20 protein-coding genes are annotated in these 20,666 nt (G+C 70.1%); 13 read left to right on the top strand and 7 right to left on the bottom strand.

Annotated elements, in window-relative coordinates; genetic code table 11:
- Positions 1 to 383: 383 nt before the first annotated feature.
- Positions 384 to 1,349 (bottom strand): hypothetical protein, encoded by a 966-nt coding sequence (locus ABT340_RS08820; RefSeq protein ID WP_352010092.1) that lies wholly within the window; start codon positions 1,347 to 1,349, stop codon positions 384 to 386.
- A gap of 174 nt (positions 1,350 to 1,523) precedes the next feature.
- Between ABT340_RS08820 and ABT340_RS08815 the strand changes: the two genes are divergently transcribed.
- The 4 genes from ABT340_RS08815 (at position 1,524) to ABT340_RS08800 (ending at position 6,051) form a co-directional block, all read left to right on the top strand.
- Complete coding sequence (locus tag ABT340_RS08815) at positions 1,524 to 1,931, top strand: cobalamin B12-binding domain-containing protein (protein WP_352010091.1); 408 nt, start codon at positions 1,524 to 1,526, stop codon at positions 1,929 to 1,931.
- A 170-nt stretch (positions 1,932 to 2,101) separates the two neighbouring features.
- Entirely contained in the window at positions 2,102 to 3,283 is a 1,182-nt protein-coding gene (gene sucC, locus ABT340_RS08810; RefSeq protein WP_352010090.1) for an ADP-forming succinate--CoA ligase subunit beta, read from the top strand.
- Positions 3,283 to 4,158: a succinate--CoA ligase subunit alpha gene (sucD, locus tag ABT340_RS08805; protein WP_352010089.1), complete on the top strand. Its 876-nt coding sequence runs from the start codon at positions 3,283 to 3,285 to the stop codon at positions 4,156 to 4,158. Before sucC ends, sucD begins: the two co-directional genes overlap by 1 nt.
- 231 nt (positions 4,159 to 4,389) lie before the next feature.
- Entirely contained in the window at positions 4,390 to 6,051 is a 1,662-nt protein-coding gene (locus tag ABT340_RS08800) for a cell division protein PerM (protein ID WP_352010088.1), read from the top strand.
- A 167-nt stretch (positions 6,052 to 6,218) separates the two neighbouring features.
- Here ABT340_RS08800 and ABT340_RS08795 read toward each other — a convergent pair whose 3' ends face one another.
- Positions 6,219 to 6,875: a TetR/AcrR family transcriptional regulator gene (locus tag ABT340_RS08795; protein ID WP_352010087.1), complete on the bottom strand. Its 657-nt coding sequence runs from the start codon at positions 6,873 to 6,875 to the stop codon at positions 6,219 to 6,221.
- A gap of 144 nt (positions 6,876 to 7,019) precedes the next feature.
- On the opposite strand from ABT340_RS08795, the gene ABT340_RS08790 reads away from it, so the two are divergent.
- Positions 7,020 to 7,748 carry an SDR family NAD(P)-dependent oxidoreductase gene (locus ABT340_RS08790; RefSeq protein WP_352010086.1) on the top strand — a complete coding sequence of 243 codons (729 nt, stop codon included), beginning with the start codon at positions 7,020 to 7,022 and terminating at the stop codon, positions 7,746 to 7,748.
- A gap of 80 nt (positions 7,749 to 7,828) precedes the next feature.
- Complete coding sequence (locus ABT340_RS08785) at positions 7,829 to 8,302, top strand: TIGR00725 family protein (protein ID WP_352010085.1); 474 nt, start codon at positions 7,829 to 7,831, stop codon at positions 8,300 to 8,302.
- Positions 8,303 to 8,308: 6 nt separating this feature from the next.
- Here the strand turns inward: ABT340_RS08785 and ABT340_RS08780 are convergent, their stop codons facing one another.
- Positions 8,309 to 8,719 (bottom strand): hypothetical protein, encoded by a 411-nt coding sequence (locus ABT340_RS08780; protein ID WP_352010084.1) that lies wholly within the window; start codon positions 8,717 to 8,719, stop codon positions 8,309 to 8,311.
- Positions 8,720 to 8,797: 78 nt separating this feature from the next.
- Between ABT340_RS08780 and purN the strand changes: the two genes are divergently transcribed.
- From purN to ABT340_RS08755, 5 genes are all read left to right on the top strand, one after another.
- Positions 8,798 to 9,418: a phosphoribosylglycinamide formyltransferase gene (gene purN, locus ABT340_RS08775; protein ID WP_352010083.1), complete on the top strand. Its 621-nt coding sequence runs from the start codon at positions 8,798 to 8,800 to the stop codon at positions 9,416 to 9,418.
- 43 nt (positions 9,419 to 9,461) lie between these two features.
- Complete coding sequence (gene purH, locus ABT340_RS08770; protein ID WP_352010082.1) at positions 9,462 to 11,006, top strand: bifunctional phosphoribosylaminoimidazolecarboxamide formyltransferase/IMP cyclohydrolase; 1,545 nt, start codon at positions 9,462 to 9,464, stop codon at positions 11,004 to 11,006.
- 158 nt (positions 11,007 to 11,164) lie between these two features.
- Positions 11,165 to 11,338 carry a hypothetical protein gene (locus ABT340_RS08765; RefSeq protein ID WP_352010081.1) on the top strand — a complete coding sequence of 58 codons (174 nt, stop codon included), beginning with the start codon at positions 11,165 to 11,167 and terminating at the stop codon, positions 11,336 to 11,338.
- Between the two features lie 22 nt (positions 11,339 to 11,360).
- Complete coding sequence (locus ABT340_RS08760; RefSeq protein WP_352010080.1) at positions 11,361 to 12,230, top strand: bifunctional methylenetetrahydrofolate dehydrogenase/methenyltetrahydrofolate cyclohydrolase; 870 nt, start codon at positions 11,361 to 11,363, stop codon at positions 12,228 to 12,230.
- A gap of 156 nt (positions 12,231 to 12,386) precedes the next feature.
- Positions 12,387 to 12,557: a hypothetical protein gene (locus ABT340_RS08755; protein WP_352010079.1), complete on the top strand. Its 171-nt coding sequence runs from the start codon at positions 12,387 to 12,389 to the stop codon at positions 12,555 to 12,557.
- Between the two features lie 89 nt (positions 12,558 to 12,646).
- Here the strand turns inward: ABT340_RS08755 and ABT340_RS08750 are convergent, their stop codons facing one another.
- From ABT340_RS08750 to ABT340_RS08735, 4 genes are all read right to left on the bottom strand, one after another.
- Positions 12,647 to 13,903 carry a multidrug effflux MFS transporter gene (locus tag ABT340_RS08750; RefSeq protein ID WP_352010078.1) on the bottom strand — a complete coding sequence of 419 codons (1,257 nt, stop codon included), beginning with the start codon at positions 13,901 to 13,903 and terminating at the stop codon, positions 12,647 to 12,649.
- A 70-nt stretch (positions 13,904 to 13,973) separates the two neighbouring features.
- A complete protein-coding gene (locus tag ABT340_RS08745; protein ID WP_352010077.1) occupies positions 13,974 to 14,876 on the bottom strand; it encodes an ABC transporter permease in 903 nt (300 codons plus the stop codon).
- Entirely contained in the window at positions 14,873 to 15,817 is a 945-nt protein-coding gene (locus ABT340_RS08740) for an ABC transporter permease (RefSeq protein ID WP_352010076.1), read from the bottom strand. The genes ABT340_RS08745 and ABT340_RS08740 overlap by 4 nt, the downstream gene beginning before the upstream one ends.
- Before the next feature lie 6 nt (positions 15,818 to 15,823).
- Positions 15,824 to 17,437 (bottom strand): ABC transporter substrate-binding protein, encoded by a 1,614-nt coding sequence (locus tag ABT340_RS08735; RefSeq protein ID WP_352010075.1) that lies wholly within the window; start codon positions 17,435 to 17,437, stop codon positions 15,824 to 15,826.
- A gap of 244 nt (positions 17,438 to 17,681) precedes the next feature.
- Here ABT340_RS08735 and ABT340_RS08730 point away from each other — a divergent pair, with 244 nt between their 5' ends.
- Both ABT340_RS08730 and ABT340_RS08725 read left to right on the top strand, forming a co-directional pair.
- The gene (locus tag ABT340_RS08730; protein WP_352010074.1) at positions 17,682 to 19,676 is read left to right on the top strand and encodes a dipeptide ABC transporter ATP-binding protein; all 1,995 of its coding nucleotides are present in this window, start codon (positions 17,682 to 17,684) and stop codon (positions 19,674 to 19,676) included.
- 41 nt (positions 19,677 to 19,717) lie between these two features.
- On the top strand, positions 19,718 to 20,647 hold the full coding sequence (locus ABT340_RS08725; protein ID WP_352010073.1) for an AraC family transcriptional regulator: 930 nt from the start codon (positions 19,718 to 19,720) through the stop codon (positions 20,645 to 20,647).
- Positions 20,648 to 20,666 lie beyond the last annotated feature (19 nt).

The following is a 20,666-nucleotide window of genomic DNA, read 5'->3' as shown; positions in this document are numbered from 1 at the left end:
GATCATCATAAAATGCGATATCTGATGGCTTATTCGTAGTTGGTTGTGAATATTTGGTGCAGTGTCTTTCCGGTCACCTTCCGTGAGCCCCGCCGACGCCCTCGCTCACTCCGCACCGCCCAGGACCAGGCAGACGCGTGAGCCGTACGGCGGGCGGCCGGAGCGGGGCGGCGGGGCGGTGACGGGGCGTGGCGTCCGACAGGCGAGTGCGGCGCCGAACCGGGCGGGACGTGGCGTCCAACCGAGACGGACGGGAATGCCGCCGGAGGCGATATGCGAAAGGCCTGCTCGGAGAGAACGGCCGGGCATTCGGCGGCCGTGATTCGCTTTCCGCCTTTATGGATTCCGCGGTTGCACGCGAGATCCGGTGAGCCCGGCGGTCGTCAACCGCGGCCGGAGGCGCCGACGGCCGACTCCCGGTTCTCGACGGGGGCATCGACGACGGGGGCATCGACGACGGGGGCCTCGACATCGGAGGTCCCGGCGTCGCCTCGGGGGGACGGCGCGTCCTCGCGTCCGGCACCCGACCTGGCCCCCTCGGCGGGGGAGTTCGGCGTGCGCTCGATCGCGGCGCCTGAGCCGAGGTGACGGGCGTCGACGACCTGGTCCGCGGGCGGAGCGGTCACGACGATCCCGGTGCCCCAGCCGGTGTAGCGGATGTCGTCACTGCCGTGCGGGTCCTTGGTCACCAGGCGGGTGGGCAGTCCGCGGGTGTCGAGCCACAGCCGCCAGCCGACCGAAAGGCGGCCCGTCTCGACGGGCAGCGTGTAGCCCCGGCGCTCCCTGAAGGAGGGGGAGGCGTCGTACAACCGCTTCAGGGTGACCGTGCCCCGGTACTGGACACCGCCCTTGTACGGCAGGCGGTCCTTCGCGGTGCGAAGCAGGAGGCCCAGGGTTGAGGGTTCGAGCGCGTTGACCGCCTGGTCGCCGAGGAGGACCTCCCAGCGGGTGTTCCTGCGGGTGTCGCTGACCCAGGCCTTGCCGTGGGGGAGCCGGTCCGCGAAACGGGGGGAGGAGGTGTAGTTCACCCCGCCGACGGTGATCACACGCTCCGCGCGCAGTTCGGTTCTGCCGCCGGAGACGGTTCTTGAGACGTCCCGCCGTACGACGTCCAGGCCCGCGAGACCCGAGGGGGACAGGCGCAGGACACCCGTGCGGCGCGAGCTCAGGGTGCCGCCCTCCGAGGGGGCCTGGCCCGACTCGGCGATGCGGACGCCGTCCCAGGACGCCAGCCGTTGCCTGAGCGCCTTCACCGGGTCGACGGCGGCGGCCTGCGCGGCGGCCGGAGCCGTGATGGTCAGCGCCGGCGCGAGCAGCGCCGCGGCCAGCGGGGCGATCCATCGCCTCATGGGGTTCACCGTCCTGTACATCAGTTTTCACATGGGGAGGGAAAGGCATCATTCCAGACAATGATCATGAATGTGTCGAGATTTCCGGTGGTCCCGTGAAATCCGGCGGGGCATCGCCGGTTACGCTGCGAACAGCTCTTCCGTAGCGCGTGGAGCGCGGACAAGGAGGTCTGCATGGAAGCCGAGTCGAGGATTCGCGTGGTCATCGCCAAACCCGGCCTTGACGGGCACGACCGGGGCGTGAAGATCGTGGCGCGGGCACTGCGGGACGCCGGGATGGAGGTCGTCTACACCGGCCTGCACCAGACGCCCGAGCAGATCGTGCGCACCGCCATCCAGGAGGACGCCGCGGCGGTCGGTCTCTCCGTCCTGTCCGGGGCGCACATGACACTCTTCGCCAAGGTCATCGAGCTGCTGGCGGGGAACGACGCGAGCGACATCGTGGTGTTCGGCGGCGGCATCATCCCCGATGAGGACATGCCCGAGCTGGAGCGCATGGGAGTCGCCCGGGTCTTCACCCCGGGAGCGACCACCCAGGAGATCGTCGATTGGGTGCGAAGCGCGATCCCGTCCCGCGTATGATTCCGTCCCGCGCGAAGAGGGCCCTTTCGTCCGCGAGGACCCGGTGACCTGGCCACGCCCCTCGGGAGGCTAGGCTTCTTTGGCGCAAAGACGCCGGGCTCCCCCATGAGAGCGAGGAGCCGGCCCGCCCACATTCTGTACACCAGCCGCACAAGCAAGGACGGACCCTCGTGGACCTGTTCGAACATCAGGCGAAGGAGCTCTTCGCGGAGTACGGCATCCCGGTGCCGCGCGGTATCGTCGCGCACACCGTGGAGGAGGCACGAGCGGCAGCCGAGCAGCTGACCGGCCGTGTCGTCGTCAAGGCACAGGTCAAGACCGGTGGCCGGGGTAAGGCGGGCGGCGTCAAGGTCGCCGACGACGCCGCCGACGCCGAGCAGAAGGCCACCCAGATCCTCGGCATGGACATCAAGGGCCACACGGTCCACAAGGTCCTGATCGAGGAGGCCAGCGCGATCGCGGAGGAGTACTACTTCTCCTTCCTGCTCGACCGCGCGAACCGTACCTTCCTCGCCATCTGCTCCGCCGCCGGCGGCATGGACATCGAGGAGGTCGCGCACACCGCCCCGGAGAAGGTCGCCAAGGTCCCGGTCTCCCCGCTGGACGGCGTCGACCGCGCCAAGGCCCGTGAGATCGCGGTCGCGGGCGGCCTGCCCGAGGTCGCGCTCGACGGCGCCGCCGAGCTCATCGAGAAGCTGTGGGCCGCCTTCGTCGACGAGGACGCCTCCCTGGTCGAGGTCAACCCGATGATCCTGTCCGCCGACGGCCAGGTGAAGGCCCTCGACGGCAAGGTCACCCTCGACGACAACGCCTCCTTCCGCCAGGCCGAGCACTCGGTCTTCGAGGACAAGGCCGCCGAGGACCCGCTTGAGGCCGCGGCCAAGGCCAAGGACCTCAACTACGTCAAGCTCGACGGCAGCGTCGGCATCATCGGCAACGGCGCGGGCCTGGTCATGTCCACCCTCGACGTCGTCGCCTACGCGGGCGAGGCCTTCCCCGGCCAGCCCAAGCCCGCCAACTTCCTCGACATCGGCGGCGGCGCCTCGGCCGAGGTCATGGCGGCCGGTCTGGAGATCATCCTCTCTGACCCCTCGGTCAAGTCGATCTTCGTCAACGTCTTCGGCGGCATCACCGCCTGTGACGCGGTCGCCAACGGCGTCGTGTCCGCCTTCCAGCTCCTGGAGAGCCGCGGCGAGGCCGTCAGCCGCCCCCTGGTCGTCCGTCTCGACGGCAACAACGCCGACCTCGGACGGAAGATCCTCGCCGACGCCAACCTCAAGGGCGTCGAGCTTGTCGACACGATGGACGATGCGGCCAAGCGCGCCGCCGAGCTCGCCGCGGTAGGTGCGTAATGGCTATCTGGCTGACCGAGAACAGCAAGATCATTGTTCAGGGCATGACCGGCGGCGAGGGCACCAAGCACACCCGCCGCATGCTCGCCTCCGGCGCCCGCGTCGTCGGCGGCGTCAACGCCCGCAAGGCCGGGACCGTCCACGAGGGCCTGCCCGTCTTCGGCACCGTCAAGGAGGCCATCGAGCAGACCGGCGCCGACGTCTCGGTCGTGTTCGTGCCCCCGGCGTTCACCAAGGACGCGGTCAAGGAGGCCGTCGACGCCGAGATCCCGCTCTGCGTGGTCATCACCGAGGGCGTCCCGGTCCACGACACCACCGAGTTCTGGGCCTACGCCGTCGCCAAGGGCAACAAGACCCGCATCATCGGCCCCAACTGCCCCGGTATCGCCTCCCCCGGCGCCTCCAACGCGGGCATCATCCCGGCCGACATCACCACCGCGGGCCGTATCGGCCTGGTGTCCAAGTCCGGCACGCTGACCTACCAGCTCATGTACGAGCTGCGTGACTTCGGCTTCTCGACCGCCGTCGGCATCGGTGGCGACCCGGTCATCGGCACCACGCACATCGACGCCCTCCAGGCCTTCCAGGACGACCCGGCGACCGACGCGATCGTGATGATCGGTGAGATCGGCGGAGACGCCGAGGAGCGCGCCGCCGCCTACATCGAGCAGCACGTGACCAAGCCGGTCGTCGCCTACGTCGCGGGCTTCACCGCCCCCGAGGGCAAGACCATGGGTCACGCGGGCGCGATCGTGTCCGGCTCGGCCGGAACCGCCCAGGCGAAGAAGGAGGCTCTGGAGAAGGTCGGCGTGCGCGTCGGCAAGACCCCGAGCGAGACCGCCCGCCTGATGCGCGAGGTCATGCAGGCCCGCTAGGACATCCCGGCAGGCCACAGGTGAAGGCGCCCGTCCCCGACGGGCGCCTTTCCCTGTTTCCGGCGTTCCCGGCCGCGCGGGTCATCGGACGCGCGAGGTTCCCGGCCGCGTGGGGTTGTCGGCCGGGCGGGGCCGTTCGCACACCCCGGACGCACATCAGCCCGTACGGCGCCGCGACACGCGGGGCGATGAGTGCCTTCCCCGTGGAAGATCCTGAGACCATCGACTATTGTGACGGCCCTTCTCGACCAGCTACGGACGGCTCCCCGGAACGTCCTCAGCCGTATCCCCCTGCCCGGCGTCACTGGTGACGACGACGACGTCCGCAGGCCGCTTCCCGTCTCGGGGATGCTCGCCGCGGTGTGGACGCTCGGCGTGGGTCTCGCGGTGCTCACCACCTTCACCCTGGTCGGCTGGATCGCCTCCCCGAGGGGCGCGTTCAGCAGCGGCCTGCCCGGGGTCTTCCGTACGGCGGCGCAGTTGTGGCTGGTGGCCCACCACGCGGGGTTCTCCATCTCCGGCGGGGTCATCGGGCTGCTTCCCCTGGGGCTGACGGTCCTGCCCGCCTTCCTGCTCTACCGCGCGGGCGTCTGGATGACCAGGGACGCCGACCTGCGGCTCAGGATGCCCGCCAGACTGCCGAAGAACAGCCCGAAGGACGAGGCCAACGCCCGGCGCAGGGCGCAGCTCGTGCTGGTCGCCCAGGCGGGTGTCTCACTGGCGGCGCCGTACGCGCTGCTGGCGGGGGTGATCGCGCTGATCACCGACAACGAGGTCACCCAGCCGTTCATCGGTGAGACGCTGCTCAGCCACCTGCTGCTGGCCTTCGCCGCGGGCTCGCTGGCCACGGCCAGGGCGATCGGGCCGTGGCGGGCGATGCTGAGGTTGCTGCCCGAGCGCCTGCGCGCGGCCCTGATCAGCTCGGCCGCCGCGCTGGGGATCATGCTCGTGGCGGGCACGGTCCTGGTGACCGGCGCGCTCGTGGCGAACTTCTCGCAGGTCAGGGCGTTGTCGGAGATCCTGGCTCCCGGCTTCGTCGGGGGGTTGCTGCTCCTGCTGATCCAGGTGCTCTACCTACCGAACGCGATCGTCTGGGGCATGGCCTACACCGCGGGCCCCGGTTTCGCCGTGGGCGCGGGGACGCTGGTCGCCCCGACGGGGGTCCAGCTCGGCGTCGTGCCCAGCCTGCCGATCCTGGGAGCGCTTCCCGAGGCCGGTCCCACTCCGGCGTGGGTGATGGTGGTGGTCGCGCTGCCGTTCGCGGCGGGGGCGGTCGCGGGCGTCCTGAGCGTCAGGATCGCGCCCTCGCCGACCTACGAGGGCGCCCCGCTGTGGGGGTTCGCCTGCGGGCTGTTCACGGGCGCGGTGGCCGGGGCGCTGGCGGCGCTGTCCGGGGGTCCGCTCGGTGGCACACGGCTCACCGTGGTCGGCCCCGCGGCCTGGGAGGTGATGCTCTCGGTCACCCTGGAGGTCGGTGTCGCCGCGGGGATCTCCGCGGGACTGGCCAACTGGTGGCTGATCTTCCGGGGTCAGAACACCGCCGTCGCCAGGGCCGCCGAGAGGGTCGGTACGGCGACCGCCCCGGTCCGCAAGGCGGGTGTCAAGATCGCCAAGGCCGCGGGCACCGTGGCGAGCAAGGTCGGCCTCGCCGATCCCGAGGAGCTGGGCAGGCTGCCCGGCCACTGGCTGGACGCCACCGAGTGCGAGACCCAGCCGATCCCGGTCATCAGGGACGACTGGCAGGACGAGCACGCCTCGGCCGCCGCGGAGAGCCCGTCGAAACCGGTCGACCGGGAGCCTCCGCGCCCACCCCGGCGTGACATCGTCGACGAGTCGGACGACAAGGGCGGCCACGTCATCTACCTGGACCCCTACGCCTGGGACCGCGACTGATCCCCGGCTGGATGGCCGGTATAGGACGTTTACCAGGAAAACTGTGGAAAACCAGTGGGTTGTGGGTACTCCCCTGGGGAGTGTGATTCGGCCCTCGCGGTTGGATCGTGCGCAAAAGGCGCGGCGGCATTTGCTGGGGAAGTGCTTGCCGCCGCGCCCCCGTCGTCCTAGCTCCCCGGCGTCGTCCGCAGCCTGATCGCGTCGAGTTGCTCATCGGCCATGGCGGGGACGGGGAGCGGGCGGGCGGTCCCGGCGCGCAGGCCGTCGAGGAAGAACGACAGGCAACGCCGCCAGGCCTGGGGCGCGACCCCCATCGACTCGCGGATCACCTGGGACATGGCCCAGACCAGCAGGGGCAGGTCCCGCATCTCGAAGTCCGCGCGCAGCGTGCCGCTCTCCTTGGCGCGTTCGACGACCTGACCGGCGAGTTCGAAGCCTTGGTGGCAGGAGGCGAGCACCCCCTCGCTCAGCGGCAGCCGCCGGGCCATCGCGTCGTTCAGCCCCTGATCCTCGGCCTGGAGCGCGAACAGCCCCTCAAGGAAGCCGGTGAAGCCGCGCCAGGGGTCGGGGTCGGCCATCGCCGCCGCGGCGATGCGTTCCAGGGCGGCCAGCCGTTCGGGGAGGATCGCGTCGAAGAACGCCTCCCGGGTGGGGAAGTGGTTGTAGAGCGTGCCGATGCTGACCTCGGCCCTGCGGGCGATCTCCTCAAGCGGCGCGTCGAGCCCGCGCTCGCCGAACACCTGCTTGGCGGCTGCCAGCAACCTGTCGCGGTTGCGTACGGCGTCGGCACGCAGCGGCCTCGCCGGCCGGGCTTGAAGCGCCATGTGTCGTCAGTCCCCTCGAAGCGCGGATCCCACGAAAAGTCGAGGGAAGCCTCGATTTCATGGTACCTTCGCAAGAAATTGAGGCTTCCCTCAACTTCTAACCTGAGGGTTCCCTCAACCTGTCTGGGGAAGGAAGGCGCAGCCATGTCCGCTTCACGTGGAGTCGCGGTCGTCATCGGAGTGGGGCCCGGTCTCGGCATGTCCATCGCGCACCGGCTCGGCCGCGAGGGCCACCCCGTCGTCCTGGTGTCCAGAAGCGACGCCAGACACGCCGGATATGTCTCCTCGCTCGCCGACGCCGGGATCAGGGCCGAGGCGTTCGCCGCCGACGTGCGCGACCACGACCGCCTGCTGTCCGTCCTGGACACGGTCGTCGAACGGCACGGTCCCGTCGGGATGGTCTACTACGGGCCGGGTTCGACCGACCCCGAGTCCCACCCCGTCCCGATCCTCCAGGCCGGGCCGGAGGACGTCCGGCGGGCGATGGAGTGGGCCTACCCCGCCGTCGAGGTGGCCCGGCGAGTCCTGCCCGGCATGATCGAACGCGGTGAGGGCGGCCTGCTGTTCGCCACCGGGCTCAGCGCCGTCATGCCGATGCCCGCCCTCGGCAACCTGGCGATCCTGTCGGCGGCCCTGCGCACCTACGCGGTGACCCTCAACGCGGCCCTGACCGAGACGGGGGTCTACGCGGGCTGCCTGGTCATCGGCGGTGTCGTCGAACGCGGCGACATCCACGGGATGGTCTCCTCCCAGCCGGAGCGGTACGGCCCCGTGGCGGGCATGACCCTCGACCCCGACGCGCTCGCCGACGCCGCCTGGGAGATGTACGCGACCCGGGGCCGCGCCGAGGCGACCTTCAGCGTCTTCGGCTGACGGGAACCGCCCGGCGGGGGACACTTTGCCTACGCCACGGGGCCGTACCGGGGCGGGCGCGGCGACGACGGGGGAGCGCGATGGCGGTTCAGGTGGCGGTCTGCGGTCCCGGCGACTGCACGCCCCAGGAGGAGGCCGACGCGCGCGAGGTCGGCAGGCTGCTGGCCGAGCGGGGCGCGGTGGTGGTCTGCGGCGGCTACGGAGGCGTGATGGCCGCCGTCGCGGCGGGGGCGCGGTCGGCCGGTGGGACGGTCGTCGGCATCCTGTCCAGGGCCGACCGGTGGCAGGCCAACCCCGACCTGAGCGTCGTGATCCCCACCGGCCTGGGCGAGGCGCGCAACGCCGTCGTCGTCAACTCGGGGGACGCCGTGATCGTCGTCGGCGGCTCGTGGGGCACGCTGTCCGAGCTGGCCCTGACCATGCGCGGGGGACGCGCCCCGGTGGTCCAGCTCGGCGGCTGGCGCGTCCTCGACCGCGACGGCGCCCCGCTGCCCGGCGTACGGCACGCCACCTCACCCGGGCAGGCCCTTGAGCTGACCGGGTTGTGGCCGTGAGGGTTCCTACGGAGTGAAGGGGAACCGGATGTCGCCGGGCTGCAGGAAGGGCATCTTCTTCTGCAGCGCCTGTTCGAGCTGCTGGACGCAGTCTTGCTGCGCGGCGACGGTGCCCGCCCCCGCGCGGCAGTTGGCGTAGGCCGAGAGCTCGTCACTGAGATAGAGCTGCATCGCCGCCATCGACAGGGAGATCGGCAGCGCCAGGGCCGACAGGACGATCCCGGCGACGGCCGTACCGGTCGGCTTGGAGACCGAACGCAGGGCGGGGATCGCGCGGATCGAGACGACCAGCGCGAATATCGACATGACAAGGCCGGCGAGAGGGAGCAGGAACGTCATCACCACGGAGGCGAACGCGAGCCACAGCGCCCTGCGCCCCGCGCTTTCCGCAGGCCGTGCCTGGACGGGTGACGTCAACGGACCTCCTTGCGTCGTACGAGCGCACAGGCCGATACCCTTGCAGCGGCGTGAGTCCCGTCCGAAAGGAGTGCGTCGGTGTCATCCCAGGCCGCTCGGCTTGTGGTCCTCGTATCCGGTTCTGGAACCAACCTACAGGCCCTGCTGGACGCTTCGGCCGATGAGGCGTACGGGGCCCGGATCGTCGCGGTCGGAGCCGACCGGCACGGCATCGAAGGACTGGCCCGCGCCGAGCGCGCGGGAGTGCCGACCTTCGTGGAGCGGCTGCCCGACCACGAGGACCGGGCCGCGTGGGACAGGGCGATCGCCGAGAGGATCGCCGAGCACCGGCCCGACCTGGTGATCCTCGCCGGGTTCATGAAGATCCTCGGTGAGCCGTCCACGACCTCCTTCACCATGGTCAACACCCATCCCGCGCTGCTGCCGTCCTTCCCCGGCGCCCACGGTGTCCGCGACGCCCTCGCCTACGGCGTCCGCGTCACCGGCTGCACGGTGATCCTGGCCGACGCCGGGGTGGACAGCGGGCCGATCGTCGCCCAGGAGGCGGTGGCCGTGCTCGACGGCGACGACGAGGAGACGCTGCACGAGCGCATCAAGGTCGTCGAGCGGAGGCTGCTCGTCGAGACCGTCGGCAGGCTGGCCCGGGAGGGCTGGACGGTGACCGGACGGACCGTACGTCTCGGACGATCCGGCGGATGAGCCGGACGGCCGGAAAATCTGAACAAAACAGGAGGACCACGAAGTGACCCGCATCGCCATCAGGCGCGCGTTGATCGCGGTGTATGACAAGAGCGGGCTGGAGGAGCTGGCCCGCGGACTCGACGCCGCAGGCGTGGAGATCGTCTCCACCGGCGGCACCGCCGCGACGATCGCCTCGTTCGGTGTTCCCGTCACCCCGGTCGAGTCGCTCACCGGGTTCCCCGAGTGCCTGGACGGCCGCGTCAAGACCCTGCACCCGAGGGTGCACGCGGGCCTGCTGGCCGACAGCGGCAACCCGGCCCACGTCAAGCAGCTCGAAGAGCTGGAGATCGAGCCGTTCGAGCTCGTCGTGGTCAACCTGTACCCGTTCCAGGAGACCGTCGCCTCCGGTGCCTCCGACGCCGAGTGCGTCGAGCAGATCGACATCGGCGGTCCCGCGATGATCCGCGCCGCGGCCAAGAACCACGGCACCGCCGCGGTCGTGGTGGACCCGGCCGTCTACGGCGACGTGCTCGCCGCGGTCGCGGCCGGCGGTTTCACCGTCACCGAGCGCCGTCGTCTCGCCGCCTCTGCCTACGCCCACACCGCCGCCTACGACACGGCGGTCGCCTCCTGGTTCGCCAACGTCTACGCCGCAGAGGAGGGCGCCTGGCCCACCTACATGGGCGCGGCCTGGACGCTCAGGACGCCGCTGCGCTACGGCGAGAACCCGCACCAGGGCGCGGCCCTCTACTCCGGTCAGCGGGACGGCCTGGCCAACGCCGAGCAGCTGCACGGCAAGGAGATGTCGTACAACAACTACCTCGACGCCGACGCCGCCTGGCGGGCCGCGTGGGACTTCGCCGAGCCCGCCGTCGCGATCATCAAGCACCAGAACCCCTGCGGCATCGCGGTCGGCGCCGACGTCGCCGAGGCGCACCGCAAGGCGCACGCCTGCGACCCGGTCTCGGCCTACGGCGGGGTGATCGCGGTCAACGGTGAGGTCACCGAGGAGCTCGCCGGGCAGATCGCCGAGGTGTTCACCGAGGTCGTGGTGGCCCCGTCGTTCACTCCCGAGGCGCTGACGCTGCTCACCGCGAAGAAGAGCATCCGTCTGCTGGCCTGCCCGAAGGGGCCGGACAACAAGGCCGAGTTCCGCCGGATCGACGGCGGCCTGCTGGTGCAGACGACCGACAGGGTGGACGCCCCAGGTGACGACCCCGCCACCTGGGAGCTCAAGGCGGGGGCGGCGGCCTCACCGGAGGTCCTGGCCGACCTGGCCTTCGCCTGGCGGGCCAGCCGTTCGGTGAAGTCGAACGCGATCCTGCTGGCCTCCGGCGGCGCGAGCGTCGGCGTCGGCATGGGGCAGGTCAACCGGGTCGACTCGGCACGGCTGGCCGTCGCCCGCGCCGGTGAGCGCGCCAAGGGGTCGGTCGCGGCCTCCGACGCGTACTTCCCGTTCGCCGACGGCCTCGAACTGCTCGTCGCCGCCGGGATCACCGCGGTCGTCGAGCCGGGCGGTTCCATCCGCGACCCCGAGGTGATCGCCGCGGCCGAGGCCGCCGGGATCACGCTCTACTTCACCGGCACCCGGCACTTCTTCCACTAGTCTCAAGATCTTCCCAGGTCGTACGGCTGCCGCCATCCGTGGGGCAGCCGTGCACCAGAGACAGGAACGTGGCGGGACGGACAGGATTTTTCGGCTAAAAAGGGTTTAAAGCCCGGTTAAGGTGAAGCATCTCGTCCATCGCGCCCGTGGAGACTCCCATGCCACTGCTCGGCTCCTTCCTGAACGCCTTCGTGATCATGAATGGGTTCTGGCAGAGCCCCGTGCTCCTCGTCATCGTGGCCCTCGGGGCCGCCTACCTGGGAGCCAAGGCTGTGGAGTACATCCCCTTCACCCGCCGCATCATCGAGCGCAGGCAAGCGAGCCGCGGCTGAACTTCATGGAAGGATTGGCGCCATGAGCGCGCAGATTCTGGACGGCAAGGCCACCGCGGCCAAGATCAAGGCAGACCTCGCGGCCAGGGTGGCCGTGCTGAGGGAGCGTGGCGTCACCCCGGGCCTGGGCACCGTCCTGGTCGGCGACGACCCCGGCAGCCAGATCTACGTGGCGGGAAAGCACCGTGACTGCGCCGAGGTCGGCATCTCCTCCATCCGCAGGGACCTGCCCGCCACCGCGACGCAGGCCGAGGTCGAGGCCGTCATCGACGAGCTCAACGCCTCGCCCGAGTGCACCGGCTACATCGTCCAGCTCCCGCTTCCCCGGCACCTGGACGCCCTGGCCCTGATCGAGCGGATGGACCCGGCGAAGGACGCCGACGGTCTGCACCCGATCAACCTGGGCCGTCTCGTGCACATGGTCGACGCGCCGCTGCCCTGCACCCCACACGGCATCGTCCTGCTGCTGCGGGAGTACGGCGTGCCGCTCAAGGGCGCCGAGGTCGCCGTGGTCGGGCGCGGCATCACCGTGGGCCGTTCCCTGGGCCTGCTGCTGACCCGCAGGTCGGAGAACGCGACCGTCACCCTGTGCCACACCGGTACCCAGGACCTGGCCGCCCACGTCAGGCGCGCCGACATCGTCGTCGCCGCCGCGGGTGTGCCCCACCTGATCACCGCCGACATGGTCAAGCCCGGCGCCGCCGTACTCGACGTCGGGGTCTCCCGGGTCGACGGGAAGATCGCCGGTGACGTCGCCCCCGAGGTCGGCGAGGTCGCGGGCTTCCTGACCCCCAACCCCGGCGGTGTCGGCCCGATGACCAGGGCGCTGCTGCTCAGCAACGTCGTCGAGGCCGCGGAACGTCAGGTCCAGGGCACCCAGGGCCCACTGTGACGACGTGGCCCCGCACGTCGCCGACCCGCGCGAGCGCCTGCCGTTCGACGACGTGGTCGCGTCGCCGGTGCCGCACCACCTGGAGGACCGGGGGCCGGCCGAACTGCGGCGGGTGCTCGGGCCCGGCGGCCGGCTGATCGCGTCGACCACCCCTTCGTGGCCTACACGATCCAGGGCCCCCGGCCCGACCACCTCGCGACCACCGGCTACTCCTTCGACCGGACGCTCGGCGGGCGGACCGTCCCGATGGGGTTCCGGCGCAAATCGTTGCACGCGGTGACCGACGCCTTCACGAACGCCGGGTCCCGGCTCTCCGTCATTCGGTGAGCCGCAGCCCGGCCCGGCCGCCCGTGAGCTGTTCCCCGGAGGCCTTCACTTCTTCGTCGCCGAGGTGCCGGGCTCCGGCGAACAGCCGGTCACGGGTTCGGTTCGGAACCGCACGGCTGTGGCGCGGCCTCGGGGGTGTGGTTCGCACGCGGCCTGGCCACCAGCGCGTACGCCAGCCAGGAGCCGATGCGGGCCAGGGCGATCCCGCCGGTCATCGCGATGGCGCCGGCGCCGCCGAGCGAGGCCAGCGGGGCGAACAGGGCGCCGAACAGGAAGCCCGTGCTGCCGAGCAACGCGGCGGCCGTGCCCGCGTTGGCCGGATGACGGACCAGCGCGAGCGCCGTCGCGTTCGGTGAGGCCAGTCCGCCCGACATGATCGTGAAGAACAGCGAGGTCAGGAACACCCAGAGCGGCGCGTGCAGCGCCGCGGCGACGGCCGTACCGACACCGGCCACCACGGCGACCAGCGCCTCGGGTACGAGCAGCCGCTCCGGTGCGAAGCGGCGCAGGAGCAGGGCGTTGAACCAGCCGCCCAGGATCAGGCCGACCGAGTTGATCCCGAAGATCAGGGAGAACACCTGCGGGCTCACGCCGTAGCCGTCCTCGATCACGAACGCGCTGAACGAGATGTAGATGAACAGCGCGATGCTGCCGATGCTCGACCCCAGGGTGCAGCCGACGAACAGCCGGTCGCCCGCCACCGCGGAGAAGCCCTCCCGTACCCGGGCCATGCCCCCCGAGTGCCGGTGCTCGGGGCGGAGCGTCTCGGGCAGGGTGAACGCCACGAGCAGCAGCACCGCGGAGATCGCGGCCAGGAAGACGAACAGGCCGCGCCAGTCGACGACGTACAGCAGCTGCCCGCCGATGACCGGGGCGACGATCGGTGCGAATCCGCCGATCAGCATCAGCAGCGACATGATGCGGGCCATCTGCCGGCCCTCGTACAGGTCGCGGACCATGGCCTCGACCACGACCATCCCGGCCGATCCGGCCAGTCCCTGCACCAGGCGCAGCACGATGAGCGTCTCGATCGACGGCGCCGCCGCGCACAGCAACGACGCCGCCGTGTACGTCACCACCCCGGCGAACAGCGGGCGCCTACGGCCGATCCGGTCGCTGAGCGGGCCGATGAACAGCTGGCCGACGGCCAGGCCGATCATGCAGGCCGAGATGCTCCACTGGGCGGCGCCGTCGGAGGCCCCGAGCTGGCGGGCCAGCGCGGGCAACGCGGGCAGGTAGAGGTCGATCGACAGCGGGCCGAACGTCGACAGCGCTCCGAGGGTGAAGAGCAGCCTGCGGGTCCGGGCGATCGGAGGCGGGACGGCCGGTGGGCCGTCCGCGCTCACGTGTGACCCACCGGGTGGCCTCGCCTGGACGCGGTCACCGGGTGGCTTTCCCCCGAATGTGTGCCTGCGCTCACCGGCGCGACCGCCGCTGTCGTCGCTGCTGGTCGAGCAGCATCCTCGCCCGAGGATCGACGAAGGCGCGCAGCGCCGAACCGGTGAGGTTCAGCAGGAACACGAACAGGGCGATGGTCAGGCCGGGGAAGATCACCATGGTCGGGTGGGTCTGCAGGTAGGTACGCCCGTCGGCGACCATGTTTCCCCAGGTGGCGGTGGGTGGTGAGATGCCGAGACCGAGGAAGCTGAGCGAGCCGTCGATGAGCATGGCGCCCGCCGACAGCAGCACGCACTGCACGACGGCCAGCGGCAGGGTGTTCGGCAGGATGTGCACGCCCAGGGTCTTCCACGGCCCCATGCCGGACACCCTGGCCGCCTTCACGTAGGTGCGGGTGGTCAGGCCGAGCACACGGCTGCGGATGATCCGGGCCGTGTACGGGGTGAAGATGATCGTCACGGCGAGCAGTTCGCTCATCATGCCGGGACCGACCACGACCGCGAACACGATCGCCAGGATGATCGACGGGAACGCCATCCAGGCGTCCACGACCCGCATGATCACCGTGCCCGCCCGCGCGAAGTAGCCCGCGACCAGGCCGATGAACGTGCCGAGCCCGACCGAGCACAGCGTGATCAGCATGGTCATCCCGATGGAGACCCGACCGGCGGAGGCCCACCTGGCGAACAGGTCGCGGCCGTACTTGTCGGTGCCCATCAGGTGCTCACCCGACGGCGGCAGCAACCGGTTCACCGGGTCGGCGGCGTTCGGGTCGGGCAGGAACGGCGGGAGCACCATGACCACCAGGGTGATCAGGATCAGCAGCCCGCCCGTCACGATCAGCGTGGGGTTTCGCCGGACGAACGAGCGGACCCGGGTGGGGGCCGTCACGGTCGGCGCGGTGGCGAGGTCGGCGGTCACGACACCCGCACCTTCGGGTCGATCAGCGCGTAGGCGAGATCGACCAGCAGGTTCATCAGCACGAACAGGAACGCGATGAACATGACACCCCCCTGGATGAGCGGGAAGTCCCGGGCGTAGACGGCGCCGAGCAGTGTGGTGCCGAGGCCCGGGATGATGAAGATGCTCTCGATCACCACCACGCCGCCGATCAGCGAGGCGAAGTTCAGGCCCACCGTGGTGAGGACCGGCAGCATGGAGTTGGGCAGCACGTGCTTCAGCATGATCCGCCGTTCGCCGACGCCCTTGGCCCGCGCGGTACGCAGGTAGAGCTGGGTCAGCTCACCGAGCACGCTCTCCTCCATGGTGATGGTGAGGAAGGCGGTCTGCCCGACGACGAGCACCGCGACCGGCAGCGCCAGCTGGGTGATCGCGGTCGCCGGGTCCTCGAACAGCGGGGTGTAGCCGCCGGTCGGGAACCAGCCGAAGGTGAGCGCGAACAGGTAGACCGCCAGCAGCGCGAGCCAGAACTCCGGCAGGGCCAGCCCGAACTGGGTGGCCCGGTTGACGAGCCGGGCCACCCGGTTGTGCGGCGCCACGGTGACCCAGGTGACGATCAGCACGGTGAGGATGAAGCTGATCACCGTGCTCAGGATGGCCAGGGTCAGCGTGGGTGCGATGTTGTCGAAGATCATCTGCAGGACCGGGAGGTTGTACTTGATCGACGTACCGAAGTCACCGCTCAGCACGTTGCCCAGCCAGTGCAGATACTGCTCGTACAGCGGTCCGGTCAGGCCGAGGTCCTGGCGAAGCCGTTCGAGTTGCTCCGGGCTGGCCTTGGTGCCCAGGAGCACCGCGGCCGGGTCACCCGGGATCGAGCGCAGCAGGAAGAACAGTGCGGTGCCGACCACGAACAGCACGATCACCAGATCGCGCAACCGGCGCAGAATGACCCCCAGCATCAGGTGCTACCTCGCCAGCCAGGTGTTGGCGAACTCCAGGCCCCAGCCGTCATAGCCCTGCACCTTCGGGTTGTAGGCCACGTAGGACCTGGCGTGGTAGAGCGTCAGCGTGGGCAGGTTCTGCGAGGTGAACTCCTGGATCTTGTCGATCGCCTGCTTCTGCTCCTCCGGCGTCTTGGCCGCGTTGTACGCGGTCAGCAGGGGCGCGAGCTTGTCCCTCGGGTAACCCATGTTGTCCATGCCCTGGACGTTGTCGCTGTAGGACGGGACGGGCGGGTTGGCGTCGTCCATCAGCGCGAGCACGTCCCAGCTGTTCGGCTGGTTGTTCTTGCGGCCGATCAGGGTGGCGAAGTCGTAGCTCTCGACGGTCGCGTTGATCCCGATCTTCTTCAGCGAGTCCTGGATGATGACCAGGGCGTCCTTGAACTGCGGGAACTCGTCCGTGGTGATCATGCGGATGGTCTGGCCGGGGCGCAGGCCCGCGGCGGCGAACATCTGCTTGGCCTTCTCCGGGTCGTGCTGGTCCCACTTGGCCTTGCCGGCCTCGGAGTACATGGCCTTGTTGGTCTGGGTGGCGAACGCGCCGTTGCTGGGTAGCACCAGGTCGGGCACGCCCTGCGAGTCCATGATCGCCTTCTTGTCGACGAGCATGTTCATCGCGTCCCTGGCCTCGGGCTTGGAGAAGATCGAGCCGGAGTTGTGGTTGAGCGCGATGTACTGGACGTTCGCGGCGCCCTCGACGCCGATCTTGAGGTTGGGGTTCTGCTTGATCTGGTCGTACTGGTCGTAGGACGGCTCGGAGACGTCGAGCAGCCCGGTCTGCAGGCTGTTGAACGCGGCGTCGCGGTCGGCGATCACCTTGTAGGTGATGGTGTCCAGGTAGGCGCCCTTGGCTCCGGCGTACCCGCTGGACTCACCGGCCGGCGGCTTGTACTTGTCGTTGCGCTCCAGCACGATCTCCTGGCCCGCCGTCCAGGTCTTCAGCTTGTACGGCCCGGTGCCGATCGAGTGGTCCTGGGGGATTCCGGTGGCTCCGGCGGCGGCCACGTCGGCGGCCCTGCGGATGCCGCTGCCGTGGCTGGAGGCCATGAGGGCGACGAGGTTGAACGGCGCCTTCATGGAGAACACCACGGTGCCCTCGTCGGGCGCGGTGATCTCCTTGAGCACCGGCTTGAGCGAGCCCGCGTAGCTGCCCTTCTCCACCCAGTAGCGCATGGAGGCCACCACGTCCGCCGAGGTCAGCGGCGAGCCGTCGGAGAACTGGACGCCCTTGCGCAGGGTGAAGGTGTAGGTCAGGCCGTCATCACTCTTCTTGTAAGATTCGGCCAGCACGGGCTGGGGCTGGTAGTTGGCGTCGATGGCGACCAGAGACTCGAAGATCTCGTGCCCGAGATAGCTGGTTCCTGCGTTGCTGTTCTGCACCGTGTCCAGCGATCCAGGGTCCTGGGCGAGGCGGACGGTCAGGTTGCCGCCTCGCGCGGGCTGTCCCGCGTCGCTCTGTGCAGCCGGGGTGGCCGGGGTGGATGGGGACTTTGTGGCAGTGCCGCAAGCCGAGAGCAAGAGCCCTGCCGTGACGAGGGCGATGATCTTGGGTTTGCGACGTTGTCCGGTGCGATCCATTGCGGCTCCTCGCGCCTGTTTCCGCGGGTCGGTGGCGGAGAACGTAACCCGGCCCGCCCGTCCAAGATAGGCGTCGATGTCGGCTTTTATGTCACTCATGCGAAATCAGCCAACCTGTGCCCATGAGTGTGGACAGACGCCGTTCCCGATCGGCACACTGTGCCCACAGCCTTGTTAAGCGGCAGCTTTGAGGTGCAGAATCCCCGACCCGAGGTCAGGTTGGCCGACGGAAAGGATGACACCCATGTCACTACTCGAGATAGACCGCCTCTCCGTTGGAGTACTTTCCGACGAGGTGACCACCGACCTGGTCCACGAACTCACCCTCAGCCTTGATTCCGGACAGACCCTGTGCGTCGTCGGCGAGTCCGGCAGCGGCAAGACCGTCACCGTGCTGTCCATCATCCGCCTGCTGGAGTTCGTCGCCCCGGTGCGGACCACCGGCGCGGTCCGGCTCGACGACGTCGACCTGACCTCACTGAACGCGACGCAGATGCGGTCGTTCCGCGGCCGGCGGATCGGAATGGTGTTCCAGGAGGCGCTCGACTCGCTGAACCCGGCGCAGCGGATCGGTGTGCAGCTCGGCGAGGCCTACTGGTCGGCCGACGCCGCCTCACGTCGTGGTGACCTTCGTGCGCAGGGGCAGGCCAGGGCGCTTGAGCTGCTGGGGGAGGTGGGGTTCCCCGACCCCGAGCGGGTGGCGAACCTGTACCCGCACCAGCTCTCCGGCGGGATGCAGCAGCGGGTGATGATCGCCATGGCGCTGATGTCCAGCCCTGATCTTCTGCTGGCCGACGAGCCCACGACCGCGTTGGACGTGACCACCCAGGCCGAGATCCTGCGCCTGTTCCGTACGGTGCAGCAGGAACACCAGATGGCGTGCGTGTTCATCACCCACGACATGGGTGTGGCGGCGGAGATCGCCGACCGGATCGCGGTGATGTACGCGGGCCGCCTGGTCGAGGTCGGGCCCGCGGCGGAGGTGCTCAGCTCGCCCAGGCACCGCTACACGCGGGCCCTGGTCGAGTGCGTGCCGCAGGTGGGTGTGCGCCACACCCGGGGCATGCCGTCCATCGTCGGCTCCGTCCCCGAGGCGGGCGCCAAGCTCCCCGGCTGCCGGTTCGCCCCACGCTGCTCGCACGCGGGGGACCGCTGCCGCTCCGAGGAACCGCCGCTGGCCCTCGTCACCGTTCCGGTGGAGGAGATCAAGCGTGTGGAGCGTTCCGAAACGGCCGTGGTGGAGCGGCAGGCCGAGGTCGCCTGCTGGAACCCCGGCGCCGGCCCGGTCGCCCTGCCCCCGCCCGTCGTCACGGCCACCGAGGCCGGGGCCGAGGCGCGGACCGAACCGCTCCTGGTGATCGACGACGTCCGCCGGGAGTTCGTCACCCGCAGCGGCCGCGCCGGCGGCCTGCTGAGGCTGCGCCGCCGCGAGCGCATGCCCGCCGTCGACGGGGTCAGCCTGGACATCCGGCCGGGCGAGTTCTTCGGTCTGGTCGGCGAGTCGGGCAGCGGCAAGACGACCCTCGGGCAGATCGTCTCGGCGCTCGACCACCCCACCGAGGGCACGATCACCGTGGACGGCCAGCGGCACACCTCACGTGGCCTGGAAGGCGACGTCAGGGCCTTCCGCCGTACCGTGCAGCTGGTCTTCCAGGACCCGCAGAGCTCGCTGGACCCGCGCCACACCGTGGGCCGGATCATCGCCGAGCCGCTGCGCGAGCTGACCGACCTGCGCGGCGCCGACCTGCGCCGTCGGGTGGAGCGCCTGATCGACGAGGTCGGCCTGCCCAAGGCGATCATCGACAAGCTCCCCGGGCAGATCTCCGGCGGGCAGCGCCAGCGGGTCGCCATCGCGCGTGCCCTCGCCCCCGAGCCCCGGCTCATCGTGGCCGACGAGCCCACCTCCGCGCTCGACGTCTCGGTGCAGGGACAGGTGATGAACCTCCTGCTGGACCTGCGCCGCGAGCACAACCTGAGCTACCTGTTCATCACCCACAACCTGAGCCTGATCCTCTCGGTCGCCGACCGGGTCGGGGTGATGAAGAACGGCAGGCTGATCGAGGTCGCCACCCCCGAGAAGCTCGCCACGGAGCCGCAGCACGACTACACCCGTACCCTGCTGGCGGCCAACCCGGGCATCACCCCCTCTTCCCCGGCTTCGCCGGAAGCCTCCCCGGCTTCGCCGGAAGCCTCCTCGGTTTCACCGGAAGCCGAGGGCACCGCAAGTTCGCGTCAGTGACACTGGGAGCCGCCATGCCGTCTGTGTCGTCCATCTCGTCTGTGTCATCCACCTCGGTCTCTCCCGTCTCGTTCCCGACCCACAGCTTCGACGACCCCCTCATCGGCGACGGGGCCCCCGGTTTCGCCATCGGGTCGTTCGCCGACCTGGCGCCCTGGTCGTCCGCGCCCTACCCGCACCGGCACGAGTTCTACGAACTGGTGTGCGTGACCGGCGGCACGGGCACCCACGTGATCGACTTCGTGCCGTACAAGGTCACCCCGATGACGATGTACTTCGTCGCCCCAGGTCAGGTGCAGTTCTGGGAGGGCCACACCCCTCTTGAGGGATACATCGTCACCTTCGTCGAGGAGTTCCTGGTTCCCCAGTACGGGGACCGGGTTTCCCCGCGTCGGTCCCTGGCGCTCGACCCGCTGGGCACCGGGCACGCCCTGCACCTGGCCCCCGAGGAGGTCGAGCCGGTCACCACGCTGCTGGCCGCGCTGGTCAGGGAGTACCAGCGTCCCGGCGGCACCGACGTCTCGGTGCTCCAGGCGTACCTGCACATCCTGCTTGTCGAGATGCGCAGGTTCAGCAGGGGCGCGGACGTCCGTACCGTCGAGGAGGACAGCGGCACCGCGCTGGCCCGCCGCTACCTGCGGCTGGTGAGCGAGGAACTGCCGTACGAGCAGAGTGTCAGCGGCTACGCCAGCCGGATCGGGGTGACCCCCAAGCACCTGGCGGACGTGGTCAAACGCACCACGGGCAAGCGGCCCGCGGAGATCATCCGGGCCGCGCTGACCGTCGAGGCCAAGCGGCTGCTCAGGCACACCGACCTGACCGTCGCCCAGGTCTCCCAGCGGTTGCTGTTCGACAACCCGTCGTACTTCGGCCGCTTCTTCAAGCGCGAGACCGGAACGAGCCCGGGAGAGTTCCGCAGGCGCGCTGGCGCCGCGGATTACCTCCGTTCAGTGACAGGGCCGCCGACCTGACGAGCTATATGTGCCGCGA

Origin of the sequence: Streptosporangium sp. NPDC000239, from assembly GCF_040300765.1 — a bacterium.
Lineage (GTDB): Bacteria > Actinomycetota > Actinomycetes > Streptosporangiales > Streptosporangiaceae > Streptosporangium.
This window is presented reverse-complemented; position numbering and strand designations above follow the sequence as displayed.

Coding starts and splice junctions, on each gene's coding strand:
- ABT340_RS08815 (WP_352010091.1), top strand. CDS start 1,524: ATGGAAGCCGAGTCGAGGATTCGCGTGGTCATCGCCAAACCCGGCCTT.
- ABT340_RS08790 (WP_352010086.1), top strand. CDS start 7,020: ATGTCCGCTTCACGTGGAGTCGCGGTCGTCATCGGAGTGGGGCCCGGT.
- ABT340_RS08730 (WP_352010074.1), top strand. CDS start 17,682: ATGTCACTACTCGAGATAGACCGCCTCTCCGTTGGAGTACTTTCCGAC.
- ABT340_RS08765 (WP_352010081.1), top strand. CDS start 11,165: ATGCCACTGCTCGGCTCCTTCCTGAACGCCTTCGTGATCATGAATGGG.
- ABT340_RS08795 (WP_352010087.1), bottom strand. CDS start 6,875: ATGGCGCTTCAAGCCCGGCCGGCGAGGCCGCTGCGTGCCGACGCCGTA.
- sucD (WP_352010089.1), top strand. CDS start 3,283: ATGGCTATCTGGCTGACCGAGAACAGCAAGATCATTGTTCAGGGCATG.
- ABT340_RS08740 (WP_352010076.1), bottom strand. CDS start 15,817: ATGCTGGGGGTCATTCTGCGCCGGTTGCGCGATCTGGTGATCGTGCTG.
- ABT340_RS08785 (WP_352010085.1), top strand. CDS start 7,829: ATGGCGGTTCAGGTGGCGGTCTGCGGTCCCGGCGACTGCACGCCCCAG.
- ABT340_RS08760 (WP_352010080.1), top strand. CDS start 11,361: ATGAGCGCGCAGATTCTGGACGGCAAGGCCACCGCGGCCAAGATCAAG.
- ABT340_RS08735 (WP_352010075.1), bottom strand. CDS start 17,437: ATGGATCGCACCGGACAACGTCGCAAACCCAAGATCATCGCCCTCGTC.
- ABT340_RS08820 (WP_352010092.1), bottom strand. CDS start 1,349: ATGAGGCGATGGATCGCCCCGCTGGCCGCGGCGCTGCTCGCGCCGGCG.